The sequence below is a fragment of the Kitasatospora sp. NBC_00315 genome (assembly GCF_041435095.1).
Lineage (GTDB): Bacteria > Actinomycetota > Actinomycetes > Streptomycetales > Streptomycetaceae > Kitasatospora.
The window spans coordinates 991,648-1,011,718 of record NZ_CP108025.1 but is presented as its reverse complement, the minus strand read 5'-3'; the positions used below and the strand labels follow the sequence as shown (position 1 = coordinate 1,011,718).

At 71.1% G+C, this 20,071-nt stretch carries 12 protein-coding genes and 3 pseudogenes; 8 read left to right on the top strand and 7 right to left on the bottom strand.

Translation table 11 applies throughout. The features are described from left to right. Positions 1–136 precede the first annotated feature (136 nt). Together OG823_RS04230 and OG823_RS04225 are read right to left on the bottom strand one after the other, a co-directional pair. Complete coding sequence (locus OG823_RS04230; protein ID WP_371477613.1) at positions 137–949, bottom strand: SRPBCC domain-containing protein; 813 nt, start codon at positions 947–949, stop codon at positions 137–139. A 115-nt stretch (positions 950–1,064) separates the two neighbouring features. Then, the gene (locus OG823_RS04225; protein ID WP_371477611.1) at positions 1,065–2,648 is read right to left on the bottom strand and encodes an MFS transporter; all 1,584 of its coding nucleotides are present in this window, start codon (positions 2,646–2,648) and stop codon (positions 1,065–1,067) included. An 84-nt stretch (positions 2,649–2,732) separates the two neighbouring features. Here OG823_RS04225 and OG823_RS04220 point away from each other — a divergent pair, with 84 nt between their 5' ends. After that, a complete protein-coding gene (locus tag OG823_RS04220) occupies positions 2,733–3,521 on the top strand; it encodes a TetR/AcrR family transcriptional regulator (RefSeq protein ID WP_371477610.1) in 789 nt (262 codons plus the stop codon). 209 nt (positions 3,522–3,730) lie between these two features. Here OG823_RS04220 and OG823_RS04215 read toward each other — a convergent pair whose 3' ends face one another. From OG823_RS04215 to OG823_RS04205, 3 genes are all read right to left on the bottom strand, one after another. Beyond that, the gene (locus OG823_RS04215; protein WP_371477608.1) at positions 3,731–5,557 is read right to left on the bottom strand and encodes a flavin monoamine oxidase family protein; all 1,827 of its coding nucleotides are present in this window, start codon (positions 5,555–5,557) and stop codon (positions 3,731–3,733) included. A 310-nt stretch (positions 5,558–5,867) separates the two neighbouring features. Next, the gene (locus tag OG823_RS04210) at positions 5,868–6,857 is read right to left on the bottom strand and encodes a cytochrome c oxidase assembly protein (RefSeq protein ID WP_371477606.1); all 990 of its coding nucleotides are present in this window, start codon (positions 6,855–6,857) and stop codon (positions 5,868–5,870) included. 327 nt (positions 6,858–7,184) lie between these two features. Further along, entirely contained in the window at positions 7,185–8,837 is a 1,653-nt protein-coding gene (locus tag OG823_RS04205; RefSeq protein ID WP_371477604.1) for a cellulose binding domain-containing protein, read from the bottom strand. A 1,134-nt stretch (positions 8,838–9,971) separates the two neighbouring features. Between OG823_RS04205 and OG823_RS04200 the strand changes: the two genes are divergently transcribed. Beyond that, a complete protein-coding gene (locus tag OG823_RS04200) occupies positions 9,972–10,535 on the top strand; it encodes a hypothetical protein (protein WP_371477602.1) in 564 nt (187 codons plus the stop codon). A 265-nt stretch (positions 10,536–10,800) separates the two neighbouring features. Then, a pseudogene (locus tag OG823_RS04195) lies at positions 10,801–11,169 on the top strand (transposase); the annotation flags it as partial. On the opposite strand, the pseudogene OG823_RS04190 reads toward OG823_RS04195, so the two are convergent. After that, positions 11,170–12,841: pseudogene (locus OG823_RS04190) on the bottom strand (ISAzo13 family transposase); the annotation flags it as partial. On the opposite strand from OG823_RS04190, the gene OG823_RS04185 reads away from it, so the two are divergent. From OG823_RS04185 to OG823_RS04165, 5 genes and pseudogenes are all read left to right on the top strand, one after another. Further along, the gene (locus OG823_RS04185) at positions 12,802–13,782 is read left to right on the top strand and encodes an IS701 family transposase (RefSeq protein WP_371477601.1); all 981 of its coding nucleotides are present in this window, start codon (positions 12,802–12,804) and stop codon (positions 13,780–13,782) included. The pseudogene OG823_RS04190 and the gene OG823_RS04185 overlap by 40 nt on opposite strands. 140 nt (positions 13,783–13,922) lie before the next feature. After that, positions 13,923–14,093: pseudogene (locus OG823_RS04180) on the top strand (potassium-transporting ATPase subunit C); the annotation flags it as partial. 179 nt (positions 14,094–14,272) lie between these two features. Further along, positions 14,273–14,515, top strand: coding sequence for a potassium-transporting ATPase subunit C (locus OG823_RS04175; protein WP_371477599.1), 243 nt, complete (start codon positions 14,273–14,275; stop codon positions 14,513–14,515). Between the two features lie 125 nt (positions 14,516–14,640). Beyond that, entirely contained in the window at positions 14,641–15,597 is a 957-nt protein-coding gene (locus tag OG823_RS04170; protein WP_371477597.1) for a winged helix-turn-helix domain-containing protein, read from the top strand. Between the two features lie 478 nt (positions 15,598–16,075). Beyond that, positions 16,076–19,174: a carbohydrate binding domain-containing protein gene (locus tag OG823_RS04165; RefSeq protein ID WP_371477596.1), complete on the top strand. Its 3,099-nt coding sequence runs from the start codon at positions 16,076–16,078 to the stop codon at positions 19,172–19,174. Positions 19,175–19,616: 442 nt separating this feature from the next. Here the strand turns inward: OG823_RS04165 and OG823_RS04160 are convergent, their stop codons facing one another. After that, the gene (locus OG823_RS04160; protein ID WP_371477595.1) at positions 19,617–19,994 is read right to left on the bottom strand and encodes an MmcQ/YjbR family DNA-binding protein; all 378 of its coding nucleotides are present in this window, start codon (positions 19,992–19,994) and stop codon (positions 19,617–19,619) included. Between the last annotated feature and the right edge of the window lie 77 nt (positions 19,995–20,071).

Genomic DNA, 20,071 nt, shown 5'->3' with positions numbered 1-20,071 from the left:
GCCGCCGTTCCGGTCGACGGCGCCCGCGCCCTTCTCCCGGCGGTGGCGAGGGCACCCCCCTTCGGCTCACCGAGAGGACCGGGACGACCCCGGGGGCCGGCCACGCGCCGATCCGACCCGAACCGTCGGACGGTCGCTACGAGCCGGAGCCGTCCGAGCCGGAGCCGTCCGAGCCGGAGTCGTTCGAGCCGGAGTCGTTCGAGCCGGAGTCGTTCGAGCCGGAGTCGTCCGAGCCGCCGTACAGACCGTCGAGCCACGCCTGCCAGGCACGGCCGGTGCGCTCCGGGTCGACGCCGTCGCCGAACAGGTGCACCGTCACCCCGACCGGTCCGCCGAAGGCGTTGCGCCCGAAGAAGCGGTACAGGCCGTCCGCTGCGCGAAGGCCGAGGAACTGCGGGGTGCGGTAGTCCACCTCGGCCTCCAGCACCCCGACCTCGTCCAGCTCCACGCTCAGCCGGTCGCCGACCCGGACCTCCTTGTCCAGGTGCAGCTCGTCCAGCAGGAGGTCGAAGCCGTCGGGGCCGGCCGAGGCGGCCGGGCCCTCGGCTGCGGCGTACACCACCGGGCGGCCGTTGAAGTGGCCCAGGTACTGGCCGAGGGTGTGCAGGTAGAAGTCGGTGTGCCGGTCGCAGGCGTCGAACCGGTTCTCCCAGTCCTCGGCGAACACCCCCCGGTGCGTGTAGCGCAGCAGCGTGGTGCCGGGCTCCCGGGGTTCGATCAGGTACTCCAGCGAGTTGAACCACCCGTCCTCGCCCTCCACCCGGACGGCGAAGCGCCCCGGCGGCTCCCAGGCGACGACCCCCGCGTCCCCGGGGCCGGTGCCGCCGACGGCGGGCACCTCCTCCTTGGGGAACATCCAGGCGCCGGTCGCGGCGCTGACGGCCGCGAACACGTCCTGCGGGCCGGCCGGCAGCACCACCTCGCGGTGGACCTCGAATTCCTTGGGCATACCCAACTCCTTGCTCCCCGCCGGGCCGGCGGGTCTCACCGGCGGCCACCCGCCGCCCCGGCCCATTGTCCCCGCTGCGGCCGGGCCCGGCTGCCGCCCGGCCCGGGCCGCTCGGTCATCGGCCGGTGGTGACCGGGAGGCCGGCCTCCGGGCTGTGCGCCGCCTCGGCCTGCGGTGCGCCGGGCGGGGCGCCGGCTCCCGAGCGGTCGAGGCAGATCAGCGCGGTGACGGCGCCGACCAGGGTGATCGCGGCGCAGACCCAGGTGCCGCTGTTCATGGCCGTGGTGAAGGCCTGGTCGGCCGCACCGACCAGCCGTCCGGCGGCCTGCGGCGGCAGATGGCCGGCCACGATGTGCGCCGAGGTGAGGTCGTTCCCGGCCCGCGCCGGGGCGTCGGGCAGCGCGGCCCCGAGGTGGTGGCGGTAGGAGGCGGAGACGACCGTACCGACCACCGCGATGCCCAGCACACCGCCGAGTTCGCGGACCACGCTGTTGATCGAGCTGGCCATCGGCGCCTTCTCCCGGGGCAGCGCGCCGACGGTCGCGGTACTGGCCGGCGCCATGATCAGACCCATTCCCGCACCGATCACGGCCATCGCGAGGGAGAGCACGGCGTACGGCGTCCCGACGCCCGCCAGTGACAGGCCGGCCAGGCCCAGCGACATGGTGGCGAGCCCGCCCGCGATCGCGTTGCGGGTGCCGATCCGCGCGGTGACCAGGGCGCTGGTCCCAGCGGTCGCCGCCATCGCCAGGGCGAACGGCACCGCGCCGAGCCCCGCCTTCAGCGGGCTGTAGCCGTGCACCAGTTGGAGGTACTGGGTCAGGACGAAGAGCAGGCCGGACAGGGCGAAGAAGGTCATTGCGAGGATGATCCCGGCCACGGTGAACGTGCGGACGGCGAACATCCTGACGTCGACCATCGGGTGCGCGGTGCGCAGTTCCCAGCGCGCGAACGCGGCCAGCAGCAGGACGGCGGCGGCGCCCTCGGCCACCGAGCGGCCCGACAGCCAGCCGTGCTCGGGGCCGCGGACGATCACGTCGACCAGTGCGGCCAGCCCGCTCGCCGAGAGCAGCAGGCCGAGTGTGTCGATCCGTCCGACGCGGCGGCCCGGCAGCGCGGGGACCAGGACCAGCACGGCTGCCAGTGCCGCCGCGACCAACGGGACGTTGATCCAGAAGACGCTGCTCCAGGAGAAGTGGTCGAGCAGCAGGCCGCCGGTGACCGGGCCGATCACGATGCCGATGCCCGCCGTCGCCGACCAGACGGCGATCGCCTTCGGCCGCTCCCGGGCGGTGAACAGGGTGACGATCACGGACAGGGTGGCCGGCATGACGAAGGCCGCTCCCAGCCCCATCACGGCGCGCAGCGCGGTCAGTTCGCCCGCCGATCCGGCGGTGGCGGCGATCGCCGAACCGGCCGCGAAGACGGTCAGTCCGCCGACCAGCGCGCGGCGCTGGCCGATCCGGCTGCCGAGACTCCCGGCGGTGATGAGCATCGCGGCGAACACCAGGGTGTACGCGTTGTTGATCCACTGCAGATCGGCGGTGGAGGCGTGCAGGGCGGTGGCCAGGGCCGGCAGCGCGGTGTTGAGCACGGTGTTGTCGATGGTGACGACCACCAGGGAGGTGCAGAGCGCCGCCAGGGCGGCCCATCGTCGCGGGTGACCCTGGTCCGGGTCGGTGGTGTGCGCTGTGTCCATGGTGTCCTCACCCCTGTGAACTTACGTGCGTAAGCTTTCGCGGGGAAAGTTACCCCTTGAGCTAACAGGTGTAAAGTCGAGTCCATGGCAAAGGAGTCCGCAGTCACCGATCTCCCCCCGCTGCCGGAGCGACGGGACGGCCGGCAGGCGGAGTCGGCGGCCACCCTGCCCGCCACCGAGCTCCGGGCCCGTGGGCGAGAGCAGGAGCCCGACGTGGCAGCGCCCGTGCGTGGGCGAGAGCAGGAGCCCGACGCGACCGCGCCCGCCCGTGGGCGGCACCGCAACCGGCGCGGCGAGGGGCTCCGGCTGCGCGAGGAGATCCTCACCGCGGCGGTCCGGATCATCGAGCGCACCGGCTCCGACCAGGCCCTCACCCTGCGCGCGGTGGCCCGCGAGGTGGGCATCGCCGCCCCGTCGATCTACGCCCACTTCCCGGACCGTGACGCCATCGTGGACGCGGTGATCATCGAGTCGCTCACCCAGCTGCGCGCGGCGGTGCTCGGCGCGTCGTCCGAGTTCGACGACCCGGTGGACGCCCTGCTCGCCGGCTGCGCCGCCTACGTGGCCTTCGGCACCCGCGAAGCGGCCCGCTACCGCCTGCTGTTCGGCTCCCCCCGGGTGAAGGCCGAGCCCGCCGACTGCCCGCCGGGCGAGGGGATGCTGGCGTTCCGGACGCTGGTCGACAGCCTGGAGGACTGCGTCCGGGCCGGGCGCTCCGCCAGCGACGACCCGTTCGGCGACGCGATCGCGCTCTGGACGGCGCTGCACGGCCAGGTCACCCTGCGCGCCGGTCAGCCCGACTTCCCCTGGCCCCCCACCGACACCGTGGCGCAGCTCGTCCGCCGGCTAGGACGCATCATCCCGGAGGTGTAGCCCGCAGGCGGGGCGCGCAAGCGGCCCGCGCCCGACCCCGGAGCCGCACCCGGCCGGCCGCACGCCTGTGGCCTGTACCACTGGGCCCCGTACGCCTGGCTCCGTACCCCCGTACCCCCGTACCCCCGGGTCCGAGGGGGTGGACACGGCGGCGGCCGGGGCGCCGAGGCCGCCCGGCCCCGCGCCCCGGCCGCCGCCGGTCTGCCGGGTCAGCGCGGGTGGACCTCCAGGAAGGCCCGGACGGCCGACTCCAGCGCGCCCTCGATCCACGCCGGCTTCAGGCTGGTGTGCTCCCCGGCGAAGTGCACCCGGCCCTCCACCGTGCGGGAGGCGGCGTGCAGTTCGTGCAGCTGGCCGGGCGTGAAGATGACCGCCTCGCCCAGCGCGTAGCGGGCCCGCGCCCAGGACTGCGTGGCGCCGACGCCGGTGAACTCGCTCCGGACGACCGGCCCGAACATCCGCTCCATGTCGTCGAGCGCGAAGGCGTACCGCTCACCGGGGGTCAGCGAGTCCCAGCGCATCGCGTCGTCGGACCAGCTGTACGAGGCCAGCACGACACCGCCGGGCGAGCCGTCCGGGGAGTGCGAGGGGAAGTACGTGAAGCGGCTCGCGCTGTCGGAGGTGCAGCCGCCGCCGGTGAAGCCGTTCGGCCCCTGCTCCCAGAAGCGGGTCTTGAACTCCAGCAGCACCTTGGTCGCCGAGTCGTAGTGCAGCTCGTTGACGGCCCGGCGCTTGGGGTAGGACATCAGCGGCTCGACGGAACAGAACCGCAGGGCGCTGAACGGGACGGTGACGATGGCGTAGTCACCCTCGAACGACTCGGTGGGCGCCACCGGTGCGCCGTCGCAGGACTCCTCGTCGCCGCTCTCCGCCGTGGTGTCGATCCGCACGCCGGTGTCGGTCTGGACCAGCCGGGTCATCCGACGGCCCATCCGGATGTCGTTGCGCAGCGGGGCGGCCATCGCCTCGGTGAGCCGGTCCGAGCCGCCCTCCAACTCCCAGTAGCGGTTCGTGGGGCTGATGGCCGCGTGGTCGATGAGGGTGGGGATGAGCGAGTAGTGCAGCCGGGAGGTCAGGTTCTCCAGGGTGCCCGCCGCCTGGATCTTCGCGAGGTCCCAGCCCGCCTCCTCCACCAGGTAGCGGTGGGTGGAGTGGTCGTCGTACCTGCGGAAGATCTCGGCCCAGGCGTCGACCTGGTCGTTGATGCTGCCCTCGGCCGGCACGGTGACCGGCTTGAAGGCCTCGGTCAGCGAATCCGCCATGGTGGCGCCGGACCGCACACCGAAGCCCTTGTGCACCTTGTCCGGCGACTTCCCGTAGGCGTTCCTGGTGGTGGTCATACCGTTGACGCGGATCAGCCGCTTGCCGTCGAGCTGCGGTGAGCGGAAGCTCCCGTCGTCCACCCCGTTCGACCAGGTCTCACCGGTGAAGGCCCGGTAGACGACCGGCGGTACCGTGCCGGTGGGCTCGGCGCCGGGGGCGACGTCGGCGTTGTAGAACAGTCGGCGCCTGAGCCCGAGCTTGTCCGCCAGGGCACGCACCAGCGGGTGGAAGTCCGGCAGCCGCATCGCGCCGGCCTCCGCGTACAGGGCCTTGTCCTGGAAACCGCGGAAGGTCTTCACCCGGCCGCCGACCCGGCCGGCATTGGCCTCGATGATCACGACCTCGTGGCCGGCCTGCTTCAACAGGCCTGCCGCGGCCAACCCGGCGACGCCGGCCCCGACCACCAGGACCTTCTTGCGCGGCGCGCGCGCGGGGAGCCGGCCGTCGATCAGGATCCGCAGGTACGCGAGCTTGAGATCCTCGCCGTCGTCACCGACCAGCAGCATCTTGCGGGCGAGGTCACGGCTGACCTCCGGGTCGATTCCGGAGCCCGAGGGCGCCGGGTGCGGCGCCCCGGCGGCCCGGCTGCCGGTGAGGCCGACGGTGCCGGCGACGGCGGCCGCCGCCGCGGCGGAACCGAGGAAACTGCGGCGGCCCAGAGCCGAGGGGGCCGCCTGGGGTGAACCGGACGAATGGGTCAACGGGTTGGACATCGATGCTCCTGAAACAGAATTCGCACACGTCTGACCCAGCGCAAACTGCCGCGCCCCGGTCGGGGGTACGCGCAGCCCGTCCGGTTCACCCGGCCGGGTGAGTGCAGCCGCCACCGACCGGGCCTCCGGCGGTCTCCGGGACGGGACGCGGGAGAGCCCCCGCGGTCGGGCGGGGGCTCTCGGTGCTGCCGGGCGGTGACGTCGTCGGGTCCGGTCGGGTCGGGCCGGTCGGGTCCGGTCTGGCCGGGTCGGCCTACCGGTGTCGTCCGGCGCCGACGTCGTTCGGTGGGTCGGGCGCGTCCGGTGCGGGTCAGTCGGTGCCGGGCGCCGGTGCGGGTGCGGCGGCGGCCGGGCGCCGGCCGCGCTTGTCCAGGGAGGCCAGGTAGTCGTTGTACGCGTTCAGCTCGGCGTCGCCGCTGCGCTCCTCAGCGCGGTCCCGGCGCCGGGCCTGGCGCTCCTCGGACTTCATCCACTGGAAGACCAGCGCGATCAGCACGATCGCGGTCGGGATCTCGCCGAACGCCCAGGTGATCCCACCGGCCAGCTTCTGGTCGGCCAGCAGATCCGTCCCGGGGGGAGCACCGGCGACGGTGAAAGTGGTGACCAGCGAGTGGCTCGCCATCATCACCGCCACGCCGAAGAAGGCGTGGAAGGGCATGCCCATGAACAGCTCGATGATCCGCATCACGTGGCCCGGGCGGTGCGGGCCCGGGTCCACGCCCATGATCGGCCAGAAGAACAGCAGGCCGGCGGCCAGGAAGTGGACCATCATCGCGATGTGTCCGAGCCGGTACTGCATGAGGTGGTCGAACAGCGGGGTGAAGTAGAGCCCGTACAGGCTGGCGATGAACAGGGGAATGGTGAACGCGGGGTGCGAGATCACCTTCACGTACCGGCTGTGCAGCAGCGCGACCAGCAGCTCGCGCGCCCCACGGGGGCGACCCCGGCCGGCCGGGCGCAGGGCGCGCAGGGCCAGCGTGATCGGCGCACCGAGCAGCAGCAGGATCGGTACCAGCATGGAGAGCATCATGTGCTGGATCATGTGGGCGCTGAACAGCACCATGCCGTAGTCGTTGAGCCCCGTGCAGGTCACCAGGACCACGCCGCCGACACCGGCCAGCCAGCCCACCGAGCGCCCGACCGGCCAGCTGTCCCCACGCCGGAGCAGTCGCACCACACCCGCGCCGTACAGGACCGCCGCCACCAGCGCCGCGGTCAGGAAGACCCAGTCGGGGGACCAGGTCAGCGCAGAGGAGAGGGAGAACGGGCCCAGTGGCCCCGCGCCCCCGTGGTCGTGCATCCCTGCCATTCCGTCGCCCATCGGCGGGTCCCGCTTTCCGTCAACGCCATCCCCGAGCGGGTCCGGTTCGTCCTTTTTGCTTCGGTGACAGCCTAGGCGGGGCTCACACCGCCCTCGCACCCGCCCCCGGACCGGGAGCGGGCACTCGTTCGGTCGGCGCCCGGAGGTCACGACGGCCGGACGGTCCCGGTGCCCGAGGGGCCGTACGTACGGGACCCGGCCGGCGGACGCGAGGCGCGCGTCCGCCGGCCGGGCCCGGTCAGGAGTCGGTTGCCCCGAGCAGGGAGTCGGGAGCAGGGTGTCGGGAGCGCAGGGGCGGGAGCCCGGTCAGCCGACCGTGCAGGCCCTGCCGTTCAGGGTGAACCGGGCGGGCACGCCGTTGGTGCCCGCGGTGGAGTTGGCGTTCAGGCCGAAGGTGACCGATCCGCCCGCCGGCACGGTGGCGGTCCAGGTCTCGTTGGTGACGGTCACCTGCCTGCCGCTCTGGGTCGCCTTCGCGTTCCACACCGAGTTGACGGTCTGGTTCGCGGGGAAGGCGAAGACGAGCTGCCAGCCCGTGACGGCGGCGGCGCCGGTGTTCCGGATGGTGACGTCCGCGTTGAAGCTGCTTCCCCAGTCGGACAACACGTAGGCGACGGCGCAGTCGCCCGCAGCCGTCGGGCTCGGGGACGTGGTCGCGGTGGGTGAGGCGGTCGCGGTTGGTGAGGCGGTCGGGGTTGGTGAGGCGGTCGGGGACACGGTCGCGGTCGGGCTCGGCGAGGCGGTGGGCGTGGTCAGGCCGCTCCTGGCCCGCATCCGGTCGCTGTGCGCGCGGAAGACGGCGAGCTCGGGGGCCCCGGCGGAGACGCCGAACTTCCCGTCGACGGCGTGGTCCTGGTACCACCAGAAGGCGCTGCCGTCCCCGCCCGCCGCCTCGAAGTCGGCGTAGATCGCGGTCCACCAGGCGCTGCGGTCCACGTCGTTGACGTTGAACTCACCCATGAAGAACGGCTTGCCGAGGACGGTGTGGGAGTCGCTGATCCAGGCCCGGATCAGCGCCTTGGTCTGGTCCAGGCTCAGGTTCGCCCAGGATTCGTTCGGGTACGGGTGCGCGGTGGTGTAGTCGACGTACGAGGACTCCTGGATGTGCACGAAGGGGTTGCCCTCGTCGCCGCCGAACCCGTACTTGGTGCCGTGGCCCTCCAGGCCCGCGCCGAGCATGTGGTGGGTGTCGATGCCCTTGACGAAGGCGCCCATCTCGTCGACCCAGGCCCGCAGCGTGGTGCCGTCCACGTTCTCCGCCGCGCTCTGGCCCTCGTAACGCGGCTCGTTCATCAGCTCCCAGGAGAAGATGGTCGGGTCGTCCTTGTACTTGACCCCGCTGTAGTGGTTGGTGCGGTTCAGGGCGTAGCTCACGTAGTTCTTGTACGAGGTGAAGCAGCCGGGGCAGCGGGTCCGGTCGAAGAAGGCGGCCCGGCCGGGCTGTCCGCCGCTCAGGCCCTCCCACTGGAGGCGGGTGTCGATGCCGCCGTAGGCCTCCCAGTAGTTCTCGAACACCGGCACGAGCTTGAGGCCGTGTGTCCTGGCCGACTCGATGATGTAGTCGAACTCGGCGAACTCCTGCTCGTTGTAGACCCCCTTGGTCTTCTCGAAGCCGTGCCAGTCCTCGTGGCTGAACATCCACAGTCGCACCACGTCGACCTTGTCGGCCGCCAGGTTCGCGAACTGGGCGTCGATCCGGGCCTTGTCCATGTACTGGGTCTCGGTGTCGTTCGACCCGTTGCCGTAGGTGAACAGGTCGTAGGTGTTCGCGCCGGCGAAGTAGTACTCCTTGCCGTTCAGGCAGAAGTGGATGCCGCACCGGGAGGCGAAGCCGGTGCTGCTGTCGGCAGCGGCGGCCGTCGGCCGGCCGGTGGCCAGGCCGGCCAGGGCCAGCGCGACGGTGAGAAGTACGGCGACGGGCCAGAATGCTCGTCCGGTGGGCCTGAGTCGGGTGTGCACGCGGATCCCTTTCGTACCGGGGTGGGTGGGGTGTTCGCCCGGCGGGCCGCCGCCCGTTCGATGCGCGGCGCTCTCCGGGGCGGTGCGATGCCGTGCGGTGGCGCGATGCGGTGCGGTGGTGCGATGCCGTGCGGTGGCGCGATGCGGTGCGGTGGCGCCGTCCCTGTGGTGGTGCCGTCCCTGCGGGGTGCGACGGGAGTGCGGTGGGACGGGACGGGCGGCGCGGTGGGACGGGACGGGCGGGCGCGGTGGGGCAGGCCCGCCCGTCCCGCGCTGATGGGCGCGGTGCTTCCGAGCGCGGTGGGACGGTTCGGTCGGGTGTCGCGGGGCGTGTACCGGATGGCGCGCCGGTGCCGGGGCGTTCGGGCCGCTTCGGGTGACAGTGGGCCGTAACGCCGTCGGCAGTGGGCCGTTGGCGGCCGGAAGCAGGCTCCCGATCCGCCGGGGTGCTGACGGCCTGACAGGTGGGCGGCCGGGGTGGGTCGCCGCCGGTGGCGGCAGGCTGCCCCGTCGTGCGCCCGAAGGTCTCTCGGCGTCCCGTGCCCCACACGGGATTGACCGGTTAATCGCTCCGACCGTAGAGGTGTCACGACGGGCCTGTCAACACCACGGCCGGTGATCGGTAACGCCTTCGAGCCGGCGGAGGAGTCGACGTGGAGTACCTGCCGGGCACCGTTCAGTGGTCTTCGGAGGTTTCACCGGCGCCTGAACTGAACCGGTTCGGGGCGCGGTTTGCGGCCCGAAGGCCGTCCGGTGATGGGGACCTGACGCTCATGGTCGAGGAGCCGCAGGGGTGACCGGCTCGGCCGGGCCGGTCGGTCGCGTCGTCGTCCCACCGAGCGGCACGGCGGTGGGCGGAGCCCCAGGCGGGCGCCCGGTCGGCGGACCCGGTCCTCCCCGGGCTGGAGCGGCTGCGTGAACTCCTCGCGGCCGGTGCCGAGTCGTGATCGTCACCGGCTCCGCTGCCCGCATCGCCCGCGTGGTCTGCCGGGAGCCGAGAGCGCGTAGGTCTCGATTTCCCAACGGGTGACGAATTCGTGGCGGAAGAGTGAATGCCGGGCCCGCCGCTCTGGTTGACTCGGCGCCCTGCCCACCCGAGACACGATGGAGCGTTCCACGTCCATGCCCTCCGCCATGCCCTCACCCGCGTCCTCGTCCCTGCCCTCCTCCGGCGCCGCCCGCATACGCACCGCCCATCGCCGGCTGGCCGCCGTCGCCGGCCTGGTGCTGGCGGTGGGGTTCTCGCTGACCGGTTGCGATCCGACGGATCAGAGCCCCGCCGGCCCGGCCAAGCCGGTCGCCTCCAGCGCCGCCGCGCCGCTCCCGGCCGCCCCCGTCGCCTCGACGTCGGCCCCCGCCGCCCCGGTCACCGCGGAGCCCTCGCCGGCCGCGAGCAGCGCGAGCCCGACACCCCCGCCCCCGGCTCCGGTGGCTCCGGCCGCCAACGCCCCCGCGACCAAGGCCCCGGCGCCCACCAAACCCCCTGCGCCCAAGACCAGCACCAAGCCGGCCGCAGCGCCCAGCAGCGCGCCCGCGGCGGCCCCGGCGGGCCACTGCGAGATCGTCTCCAACGCGGGTAACTGCTACAAGGCCGGCCAGTTCTGTCGGGACGCCGACCTCGGCCGGAGCACCCACGACGCCGACGGCCGGATGCTCTCCTGCCGGATGGTCAGCGGCAAACCGCACTGGCAGGCCTGATCACCCCTGCGGCGGCCCGACCGGCGGACCGACCACCCGTCGGCAGGGCCGGCCGCGTAGGGCGGGCTCGACGCCCTCGGCCCCGCCGCACACGTCGAGATCGACTCTGGTACTCCAGCAGGACTTCGATGTTTTGCCTGGTCAGAGGCTGCGTGGGTGATTGTAGGGGGCTGGTGGGTGATCAGGGGCGGTCTTCGTGGGAGCGCCCCTCGATGGTGTGCAGCCGGCGTTGGTAGTGGCAGCGGCGGGGCAGTCTCTCGTCGTGATCAACGATCCTGCAGCCGAGAGCTGGGACCGCGAACTCGAAGGACTCTTCCTCCGTGTCGGCGATCGATTCAGCCGTGTGGAGCCGCGCCGTCGGATGCGCGACTACGTGCGCGGCCTGCTCGGCCCGGTCGGCCGCAAAAACGGCGGGCAACTGGCCGAATATGCAGGTCACGCCACCCCTGACGGCCTGCAGCACCTGCTCGCCGGCGCCCGCTGGGACGCGGAGGAGATCCGCGACGAGCTCCAGCACTACGTTGCGGAGCGCCTCGGTGAGGAGGTCGGTGTCCTGATTCTCGACGACACCGGCTTCATCAAGAAGGGCACCACCTCCGCGGGCGTGCAACGCCAGTACTCCGGCACCGCCGGGGGCCTGTAATTGAATAACTGTCAGCTACGGGCCTTCGGTGGGAGTGGCTCGGGTGTGTAGCTGTTCCAATGTGCGGGCGGGCGGCCCGGGTATGGGTGTGACGAGGGTCCAGGAGTCGCTTTCCGTCCTGGTACTGGATGGACAGGTTGGTGCGGTTGACGCCCAGCAATTGGGCCAGGAATGTAATGGTCACCGCTCTGCGGCGGCGCAGGATTGCTGCCAGGAGCCGGTGGCGGTGGTCCACGCTGCTGATCTGTGGGTGGAGGTAGCTGCGTGGGCGGTGGAAGCGCCGCTGGAATGCCGCCTCGGCCATGGCGTCCCAATAAGGTTCCGAGACTGCGACCAGATGTTCGAAGGCGGTCCGTGACATGCCGGTCAGGGCCGGATCGGTGAGCATCGTGGTCAGGCCGGGGTCGATCCGGCGAGTGCTTGCCGGCGCGTCTGGCGTTCGCGGTGGAACGGGAGCCAGCGTGTAGTTCCAGTCCCCGTGGAAGGCGTTCGGTGTGATTGGCAGGGCGTGGAACTCGGCGGGCGTGACGCTGATGCCCAGGTCGTAGCTGCCTGTGTCCAGTTCGGCCCCGATGGTCAGGCCGGTCTTGGTGGTTGTGGCGGCGATGGTCTCGATGACGAGCGGGTAGCTGGTCAGAGGTCGCCCCCGCCAGTTCGCGGTGATGTGACAGAACATCCGATGCTCGATCTTGTTCCACTTCGAAGTTCCGGGCGGTAGGTGGCAGACGGAGATCTCCAGGCCGCTCTCCCGCGCGAAGGCGGCCAGGTTGTACTTCCAGGTCCAGCGGCGGGGGTCGTTGGAGCCGCCGGAGTCGGCGGTGATCAGGAGCCGGGTGGCATGCGGGTGGTCCGCCTGTCCGCGGTGCTGCCACCAGCGGCGGATGGACTCCACCGCGAACTGGGCGGTGTCGTGGTCGGTGCCGACGTTGACCCATCCGGAGTTGTTGGCGATGTCGTAGATCCCGTAGGGGATCGCCATCGGCTGGTCGTTGGTGGTGAACGTGTGGCAGTCCACCTTGATCGCGTCTTTGCCTGGCCGCCAGGTGCGACCGGGCCGGTCGCGGTTGCCGAGCCATTCCTTGGCCTTGGTGTCGACGCTGATCACCGGTTGGGTGTCGTTGAGGAAAGCGGTGGCGGTGGCATTGAGGTGGGCGAACTGGGCATCGCGGTCCGGATGGCTGATGCCCTCCGTCGTCTTCGCGGTTCCCTGCAGGCTGTAGCCCAGGGTGTGCAGCAGGCGCCCGAGGGTTGACGCGCTGACGGGGTGGCCCTGTGCGGTGAGGGCCGAGGCCAGGGACCGCAAGGACAGCGTGGTCCAGCGCAGCGGGGAGACGGGATCGCCTCGGGTGTGCGGTTCTAGCAGCGACTCCAGCGCGCGCAGCAGACCGGGGTCGGTGTCTGTCAGCCGCTTGCGGCCGGCACCTGGAGCCCGGATTCGTAGGGTCGGCGCTGAGCAGCCGGCCAACTCGGCGATACCTCGCGAGATGGTGGCGGTGCTGGTGCCGGAGGCCTCGGCGACGCGGGCGATCCCGCCGTGGCCGATGGCGGTGGCCTCACTGGCCAGGTACAGCCGACGGCGGCGCTCGTCGAAGTGCGGCAGGATCTGGTCAAACTTGGCCCGCAGTGCACGGGCGGCGATGCGGCCTGACTGGCACAGGGTCATATTGCAGACTCTCACCAACTCCCGTCCACCGTGCACTTATTGACGCACAGGCCCCCGGCCGCACCGAGAACTGCCAGATCGGCGTCTTCGCCGCCTACGCCTCCACCCGCGGCCGCGCCCTGGTGGACCGGGAACTGTACCTGCCGAAGTCCTGGACCGAGGACCGGGAGCAATGCAGCGCGGCGAAGATCCCCGACGAGCGGGACTTCCGTACCAAGGGCGAACTCGCCAAGTCGCTCGTTCTGCGTGCGCTCGCCTCCCCGCTGCCGATCGCCTGGGTCACCGCGGACTCGGCCTACGGACAGGACGGGCGCTTTCGGCGGATGCTGGAACAGTCCGGCGCCGGCTACGTCCTGGCGGTGCCCAAGTCCCATTTCAGCGTGGGCTGTCCACGCATCGACCGGCTATTCTCGCAGGCCCCGGCAGAGGCCTGGGAGCGGATCTCGTGCGGCGACGGCGCTATGGGGCCACGCGTCTACGACTGGGCGGCCGTGCGGCTCCCGGCAGTGGCCGAGTTCGACTACCAGGGCGAGCTACCTGTCCGCCAGCGGTGGGCGATGGCCCGCCGCAGCGTCAGCAGGCCCGCCGAGATCGCCTACTACCTCGCCTATGCGCCGCTCGGCACGACCGTGGAGCAGTTGGTGCGGATCGCAGGCTCCCGCTGGGCGATCGAGGAGTGTTTCCAGGCCGCGAAGAACGAATGCGGTCTCGACCAGTACGAGGTCCGCCGCTACACCGGCTGGATGCGGCACATCACACTGGCCATGCTCGCCCACGCCTTCCTTGCCGCGATGGCCGCAGCCGCGACATCAAAGGGGGCTGCAGAAACGGTTCCCACGCCATGGTCGACCTCACCGTGGCAGAGATCCGGCGACTCCTGGCAGCTGGCCGTCCCCACTGCTCGCACCCACCCCAACGCTCACCCCGCGCACACGCGTTGAGCTGGTCCACCTGGCGCAGACAGCGCCAGGCCGTCGCCCGCCGCTGCCACTACCAACGCCGGCTGCACACCATCGAGGGGCGCTCCCACGAAGACCGCCCCTGATCACCCACCAGCCCCCTAGAATCACCCACGCAGCCTCTGAACAGGCAAAACATCGAAGTCCTGCTGGAGTACTCGGCGCGTGCCTACGCGCTGCTGATCACCGGCATCAGCCAGGTCGCCTTCAGCGGCAAGGCCAACGGATCGATCGTCAGTTCGCAGGGGAAGGAGATCGGCTCCAGCCTGCTCGGCCAGACCTACGACCTGCCGAAGCAGAACCCCGCCGACCCGGACGAGGCCGCCCGGCCGGACCCGAAGTGGTTCCAGCCGCCGTCCCGCCGCCTACGCGTACGACCCGAAGAGCTCCGGCGCCTCCAACCTCGGCCCCAACAACGAGGACCTGCTGAAGGCCGTCCAGGACCGCCGCGCCGCCGTCGCCGCCTTCGACGGTGTCGACCCGGCTGCCGTCCCCCCCGGACGCGCTCACCGCCTCCGGATCGAGTCTCGACCCGCACATCTCGGTGGCCTTCGCCGAGGAGCAGGGCGCCCGGGTCACCAAGGCCCGGAACCTGCCCGCGGACAAGCTCAACCAGCTGGTGGTCAAGTACACCGAGGGCCGCTCGCTCGGCCTCCTCGGCGAGGAGGGCGTCAACGTCGTCCTCCTCAACAGGGCGGTCGGCGAGCTGAGCTGATGGTCCGTCCGTTCACTGACCAGGAAAACCGGCCCGGGTGCGGGGGAGTGTCTCCCCGCGCCCGGGCCGGCCGCGCCGGCAGTCCAGATCGTCCCGGGCCGCCCTCGTAGGAAAGAGCAGCGCGCATGCCCCGCCACCTCACCCCTGGCACCTCCATCCGCCGGGGTCGGCTGAGGGTCTACCTCGGTGCTGCCCCCGGGGTCGGCAAGACGTACCGGATGCTCGACGAGGCCCGCCGCAGACAGGACCGCGGGGCGGACGTGGTGGTCGGGTACATCGAGTGCCACGGCCGCCGCCACACCGAGGACATGCTCCAGGGCCTCGGCGTCGTACCCCGGCTCACCCGCACCTACCGGGGCACGGAGTTCACGGAGATGGACCTCGACGCCCTGCTGGCCAGGAGGCCGTCGGTGGCGCTGGTCGACGAGCTGGCGCACACCAACATCCCCGGCGGGCGCAACGCGAAGCGCTGGCAGGACGCCGGTATCGACGTCGTCACCACCCTCAACATCCAGCACCTCGACTCCCTGAACGACGTCGTCCAGAAGATCACCGGCATCCCGCAGCGCGAGACCGTCCCCGACGAGGTGGTCCGCCGGGCCGCCCACATCGCCGACCGCAGCGCGGGTGGGGAACTCCTCGCCGTCCACATCACCCGCCGCGACGGCCTGGCCGGCGCCTCCCCGGGCAACCTCGCCGAGCAGCGGCAACTCGCGCTCGACGCGGGCGCCGACGACTACCTCACCAAGCCCTTCGTCCTGGAGGAACTGATGGCCCGCCTGCGGGCGCTGCTGCGGCGCCCGCCGGGCGAGGTCGCGCCGACCCGAGGCGTGATCGGCGGCCACGAGGTCGATGTCACGGCGGCCACCGTGACAGGCCCCGGCGGGCGCGTGCGGCTCACCCCGACCGAGTGGCGGATTCTCGCGCTGCTGGTCGCCAGCCCCGGCCGGCTGGTGCCCGGCCGGCAGATCCTGCACGAGGTCCGGGGCCCCGGCCAGGAGGAGCGCAGCAACTACCTGTGGGTCTACTTCGCCGGTCTTCGCCGCAAGTTGAACCCGACCCGGCCCGGCCCCGGTACCTGATCACCGAGCCCGGGATCGGCTACCGGTTCCAGCCCTGACCGGGCCGCTGCGAGGGGGCCGTGAGGACGGGGATCCGGGGCGGCAAAGGACGTGTCGGGGCCGGCGGTGGCACCCGGAGTAGGCAGGCGCGGCCAATGTCCTTCGGCGCGCGAGGTCTTGACGTCCGGGCAGGGCGGCCTTAAGTTCGCAACGCCTTGCTGAAAATTTCAGCAACAACATGCAGCGAGACGGTGTGCGCCGCACGTCTCACGGGGTCCGGTGGCCACTGCACCGGGCCCTCAGCTCTGTCGAGCGCCGCAGCCGTCACGCCGAGGCGAGCCGGTAGCGGCCCCCACCGCCAAGCAGTAGCCCCTCCACCCAAGGGAGTCCGTCGGTGTCCTACTTGAACCGCCAGCCCAGACCTGTCCCCGCCACCCGTCCCGCCTTAAGAGCGCGTTCCCGGCGCGGGCCGGTCGGTCTGCTCGCCGCCGGCACACTGGTGGCCGGCGCCATCCTGCCGATCGCCTTCCAGAGCAGTGCACAGGCCGCCGGCACCCCGAACGGCGGTGACGTGATCGCCAACCTCTTCGAGTGGAACTGGAACTCCGTCGCCGCCGAGTGCACCACCGTGCTCGGGCCCAAGGGCTACGGCGCCGTCCAGGTCGCCCCGCCGGCCGACTCGATCAAGCTGAACGGCGCCGCCCACCCCTGGTGGGAGGTCTACCAGCCCGTCTCGTACGGCCTCAACAGCCGGATGGGCACCGAGGCGCAGTTCAAGTCCATGGTGACGACCTGCCACAACGCCGGCGTGAAGGTCTACGCCGACGCGGTGATCAACCACACCGCCGGCGTCAACCAGACCAGCACCAGCTCCTACGGCGGAGCCAGCTTCAACACGTCGAACTACACGTACAACAACATCCCCTACACCCGCTCCGACTTCCACGGCTCGCCGCCCTGCCCCAACGCCGACCTGAGTATCACCGACTGGAACAACGTCACCCAGGTCCAGGAGTGCCAACTGGTCTCCCTGTCCGACGTGAACACCGAGTCGGACTCCGTCCGCGGCAAGGTCGCCGGCTACCTCAACAGCCTGGTCGACTCCGGTGTGGACGGCTTCCGCGTCGACACCGCCAAGCACATCGCCCAGGCCGACATGGCCAACATCCTCTCCCGGGTGCACGACACCACCTGGGGCGGACGGCCGTACGTCTACCAGGAGATCTTCCCCGGCAGCAGCGGCCAGCTCGCCGCCGCCGCGTTCGAGGGCAACGGCAGCGTCCTGGAGTTCACCTACGCCTCCAAGCTCTCGCAGCAGTTCAACGGCAACATCGCCAACCTCAAGACCTTCGGCCAGAGCTGGGGCCTGGAGCCGAGCGACAAGTCCGCGGTCATGGTGACCAACCACGACCTGGAGCGCGACCAGACCACGCTCACCTACAACAGCGGCGCCAAGTACAACCTCGCCCACATCTTCGAACTCGCCTGGAACTACGGCACCCCGCAGGTCTACTCCGGCTTCCGCTACAACGACAAGGACGACTCGCCGCCGGCCGACGCCAACGGCTTCGTCACCGACGTCAACTGCACCAACAACACCTGGACCTGCACCGACCGCAACCAGGGCATCGCCAACATGGTCGGCTGGCACAACGCCGCCAAGGGCCAGGCCGTGGCCAACTGGTGGGACAACGGCAACAACACCATCGCCTTCAGCCGCGGCGACAAGGCCTGGGTGGCGATCAACAACAGCGCCTCCGCCGTCACCCAGAGCTTCACCACCGGCCTCGCCGCCGGCACCTACTGCGACGTCATCCACGGCGACCTCACCTCCACCGGTGCCTGCACCGGTAACACCGTGAGCGTCGACAGCACCGGCAAGGCCACCGTCACCGTCAACGCCGGCGACTCCGTCGCCCTGCGCACCGGCGTCGGCGGCGTCACGCCCAGCCCGAGCAGCAGTGCGTCCGCCAGCGCGTCCGCCAGTGCGTCCGCGACCGCCACGGCGCCCAGCGGCACGACCGTGTTCTACAGCACCAACAAGAACTGGGCCGCCTACAACCTGCACTACGCCCCGACCGGCGGTGCCTGGACCACCGTGCCCGGTGTCGCGATGACCGCGGCCTGCACCGGCTGGGTGAAGAAGACCGTCGACCTGGGTACCGCGACTGGCCTGGCCGCGACCTTCAACAACGGTTCCGGCACCTGGGACAACAACAGCAACCGTAACTACGCCCTGGGCACCGGCAACATCACCGTCAAGGACGGCGTCGTCGGCAGCGGCGACCCCTGCCTCCCCGCTCCCCCCACGACCGTGTTCTACAGCACCAACAAGAACTGGGCCGCCTACAACCTGCACTACGCCCCGACCGGCGGTGCCTGGACCACCGTGCCCGGTGTCGCGATGACCGCGGCCTGCACCGGCTGGGTGAAGAAGACCGTCGACCTGGGTACCGCGACTGGCCTGGCCGCGACCTTCAACAACGGTTCCGGCACCTGGGACAACAACAGCAACCGTAACTACGCCCTGGGCACCGGCAACATCACCGTCAAGGACGGCGTCGTCGGCAGCGGCGACCCCTGCCCGGCACCCACCCCGACCGCGACCGCCACTCCCACCGTGACGCCGACCGCAACCGCGACCGCGACCACCACGCCGGACCCGGGCCCCGCTGCCGGTGGGCCGTACTACGCCACCAACCCAAGCGGACAGCTCGGGCGGGCGGCCACCATAACGGTGGACGGCAAGGCCACCGAGTGGACCAAGGACATGATCGTGGCCCAGGGAGTCGCCAACGACGACCCCCGCATCTTCCGCGGCAGCCACGAGGGGCCGGTCTACGACCTGTACTCCCTCTCCTCGGCCTGGGACGACGCCAACCTGTACCTGATGTGGCAGTTCACCAACGTCACGGACGTGACCGACCCCGCCCAGGGGTACCCCATCAGTGACAACGGCAAGCCCTACCAGGGTGACATCCCCCAGTCCATCGCCCTGGACGTCGACCCGGCCAAGGGCAGCGACGGCCTGATCGGGGGCAGCGTGAGCGGTCCCTGGGGCCTGCGCACCTCCTTCGCCCGCAATGAGGTCGACCACATCGCCAACTTCTCCAGCAAGCCCGGTGTGGGCCAGCCCGCCCTCTTCAGCCTGAACTCGGCCGGCACCTTCGACTACGCGGCCGCCAACGTACAGCAGTTCGCGGCCGCGGGCATCACCTACAAGTACGCCGACGGCCTGTCCTCCAGTGAGGTGACCGGCATCAAGGCCACCGGCAACGCCGGATACGTGCCCGCCGACCTGGCCGACGCCAGCCGCTACCAGAACCTGCTCGCGGCGGGCCACAACCCGGCCCAGGACACCACCTACGAGATAAAGATCCCGCTGCAGTCGCTCGGCATCGACCGGGCCACCCTGGAGAGCCGGGGCCTGGGCGTCATGCTCATCTCCACCTTCGGCCAGTCGGCCATCGGCTCCCTGCCCCAGGACCCGACCGTGCTGGACACCGCGACCGAGCCCTACGGCCCGGACAGCTCCACCTCCCACGAGAAGGACGACTACGACATCTTCCGCGTGCCCTTCGCCCGCGTAGGACACTAGCCTCCTCGGCTGGGCCCAACCCTCGCGCTGGGCCCAGCCATTGAGTACACAAGCAGAAGTGCCTCCCGGCCCGGAACGGCATGGCTTGCCCAAGCCCCTGTCGTTCCGGCCGGGGGCACTTCCGCGTTTCCGTTGCCGGAGTACTGGCGTTGCACGCCCGCGGAGGTGGTGCCCTTCTTGATGAAGCGCAACCGACGGCGCGGCTCCACACGGCCGAATCGATCGCCGACACGGAGGAAGAGTTCTTCGAGTTCGCGGTCCCAGCTCTCGGCTGCAGGCTCGTTGATCACGACGAGAGACTGCCCCGCCGCTGCCACTACCAACGCCGGCTGCACACCATCGAGGGGCGCTCCCACGAAGACCGCCCCTGATCACCCACCAGCCCCCTACAATCACCCACGCAGCCTCTGACCAGGCAAAACGTCGAAGTCCTGCTGGAGTACTAGGGAGCGCGGTTGCCCGGCCAGTCCAGCGCCAGGCGCTGGGAGCGGGGGAGCGCCGCCACGATCAGGTCGTAGGAGTCCTCGACCATGTCGAGTACCAGGTGGTCGGGCAGCGAGCCGTCCAGGGTGACGGTGTTCCAGTGCCGCTTGTTGAGGTGGTAGCCGCCGACGATCGCGCTGTGCGTGGCACGCAGCCGCACGGCCAGGTCGGGATCGCACTTCAGACTGACCGTCAGAGGCTGCTCGGTGAGGGCGCTGAGGGCGAAGATCTTGCCGCCGACCTTGAAGGTGCAGACCGCGGGGTGGCGGCCGAAGGGGTACTCCTCGCCCGCGCCGTTCAGCGCCAGACAGGCGGCTTTGAGCTGCTCGGGGGTCATCCGGCCATTATGCGGGGGCCGGTACGGGGGATCAAGAACGGCGGCTCCGGGGGTGGGCCGCCCGATGCGCGGACGGC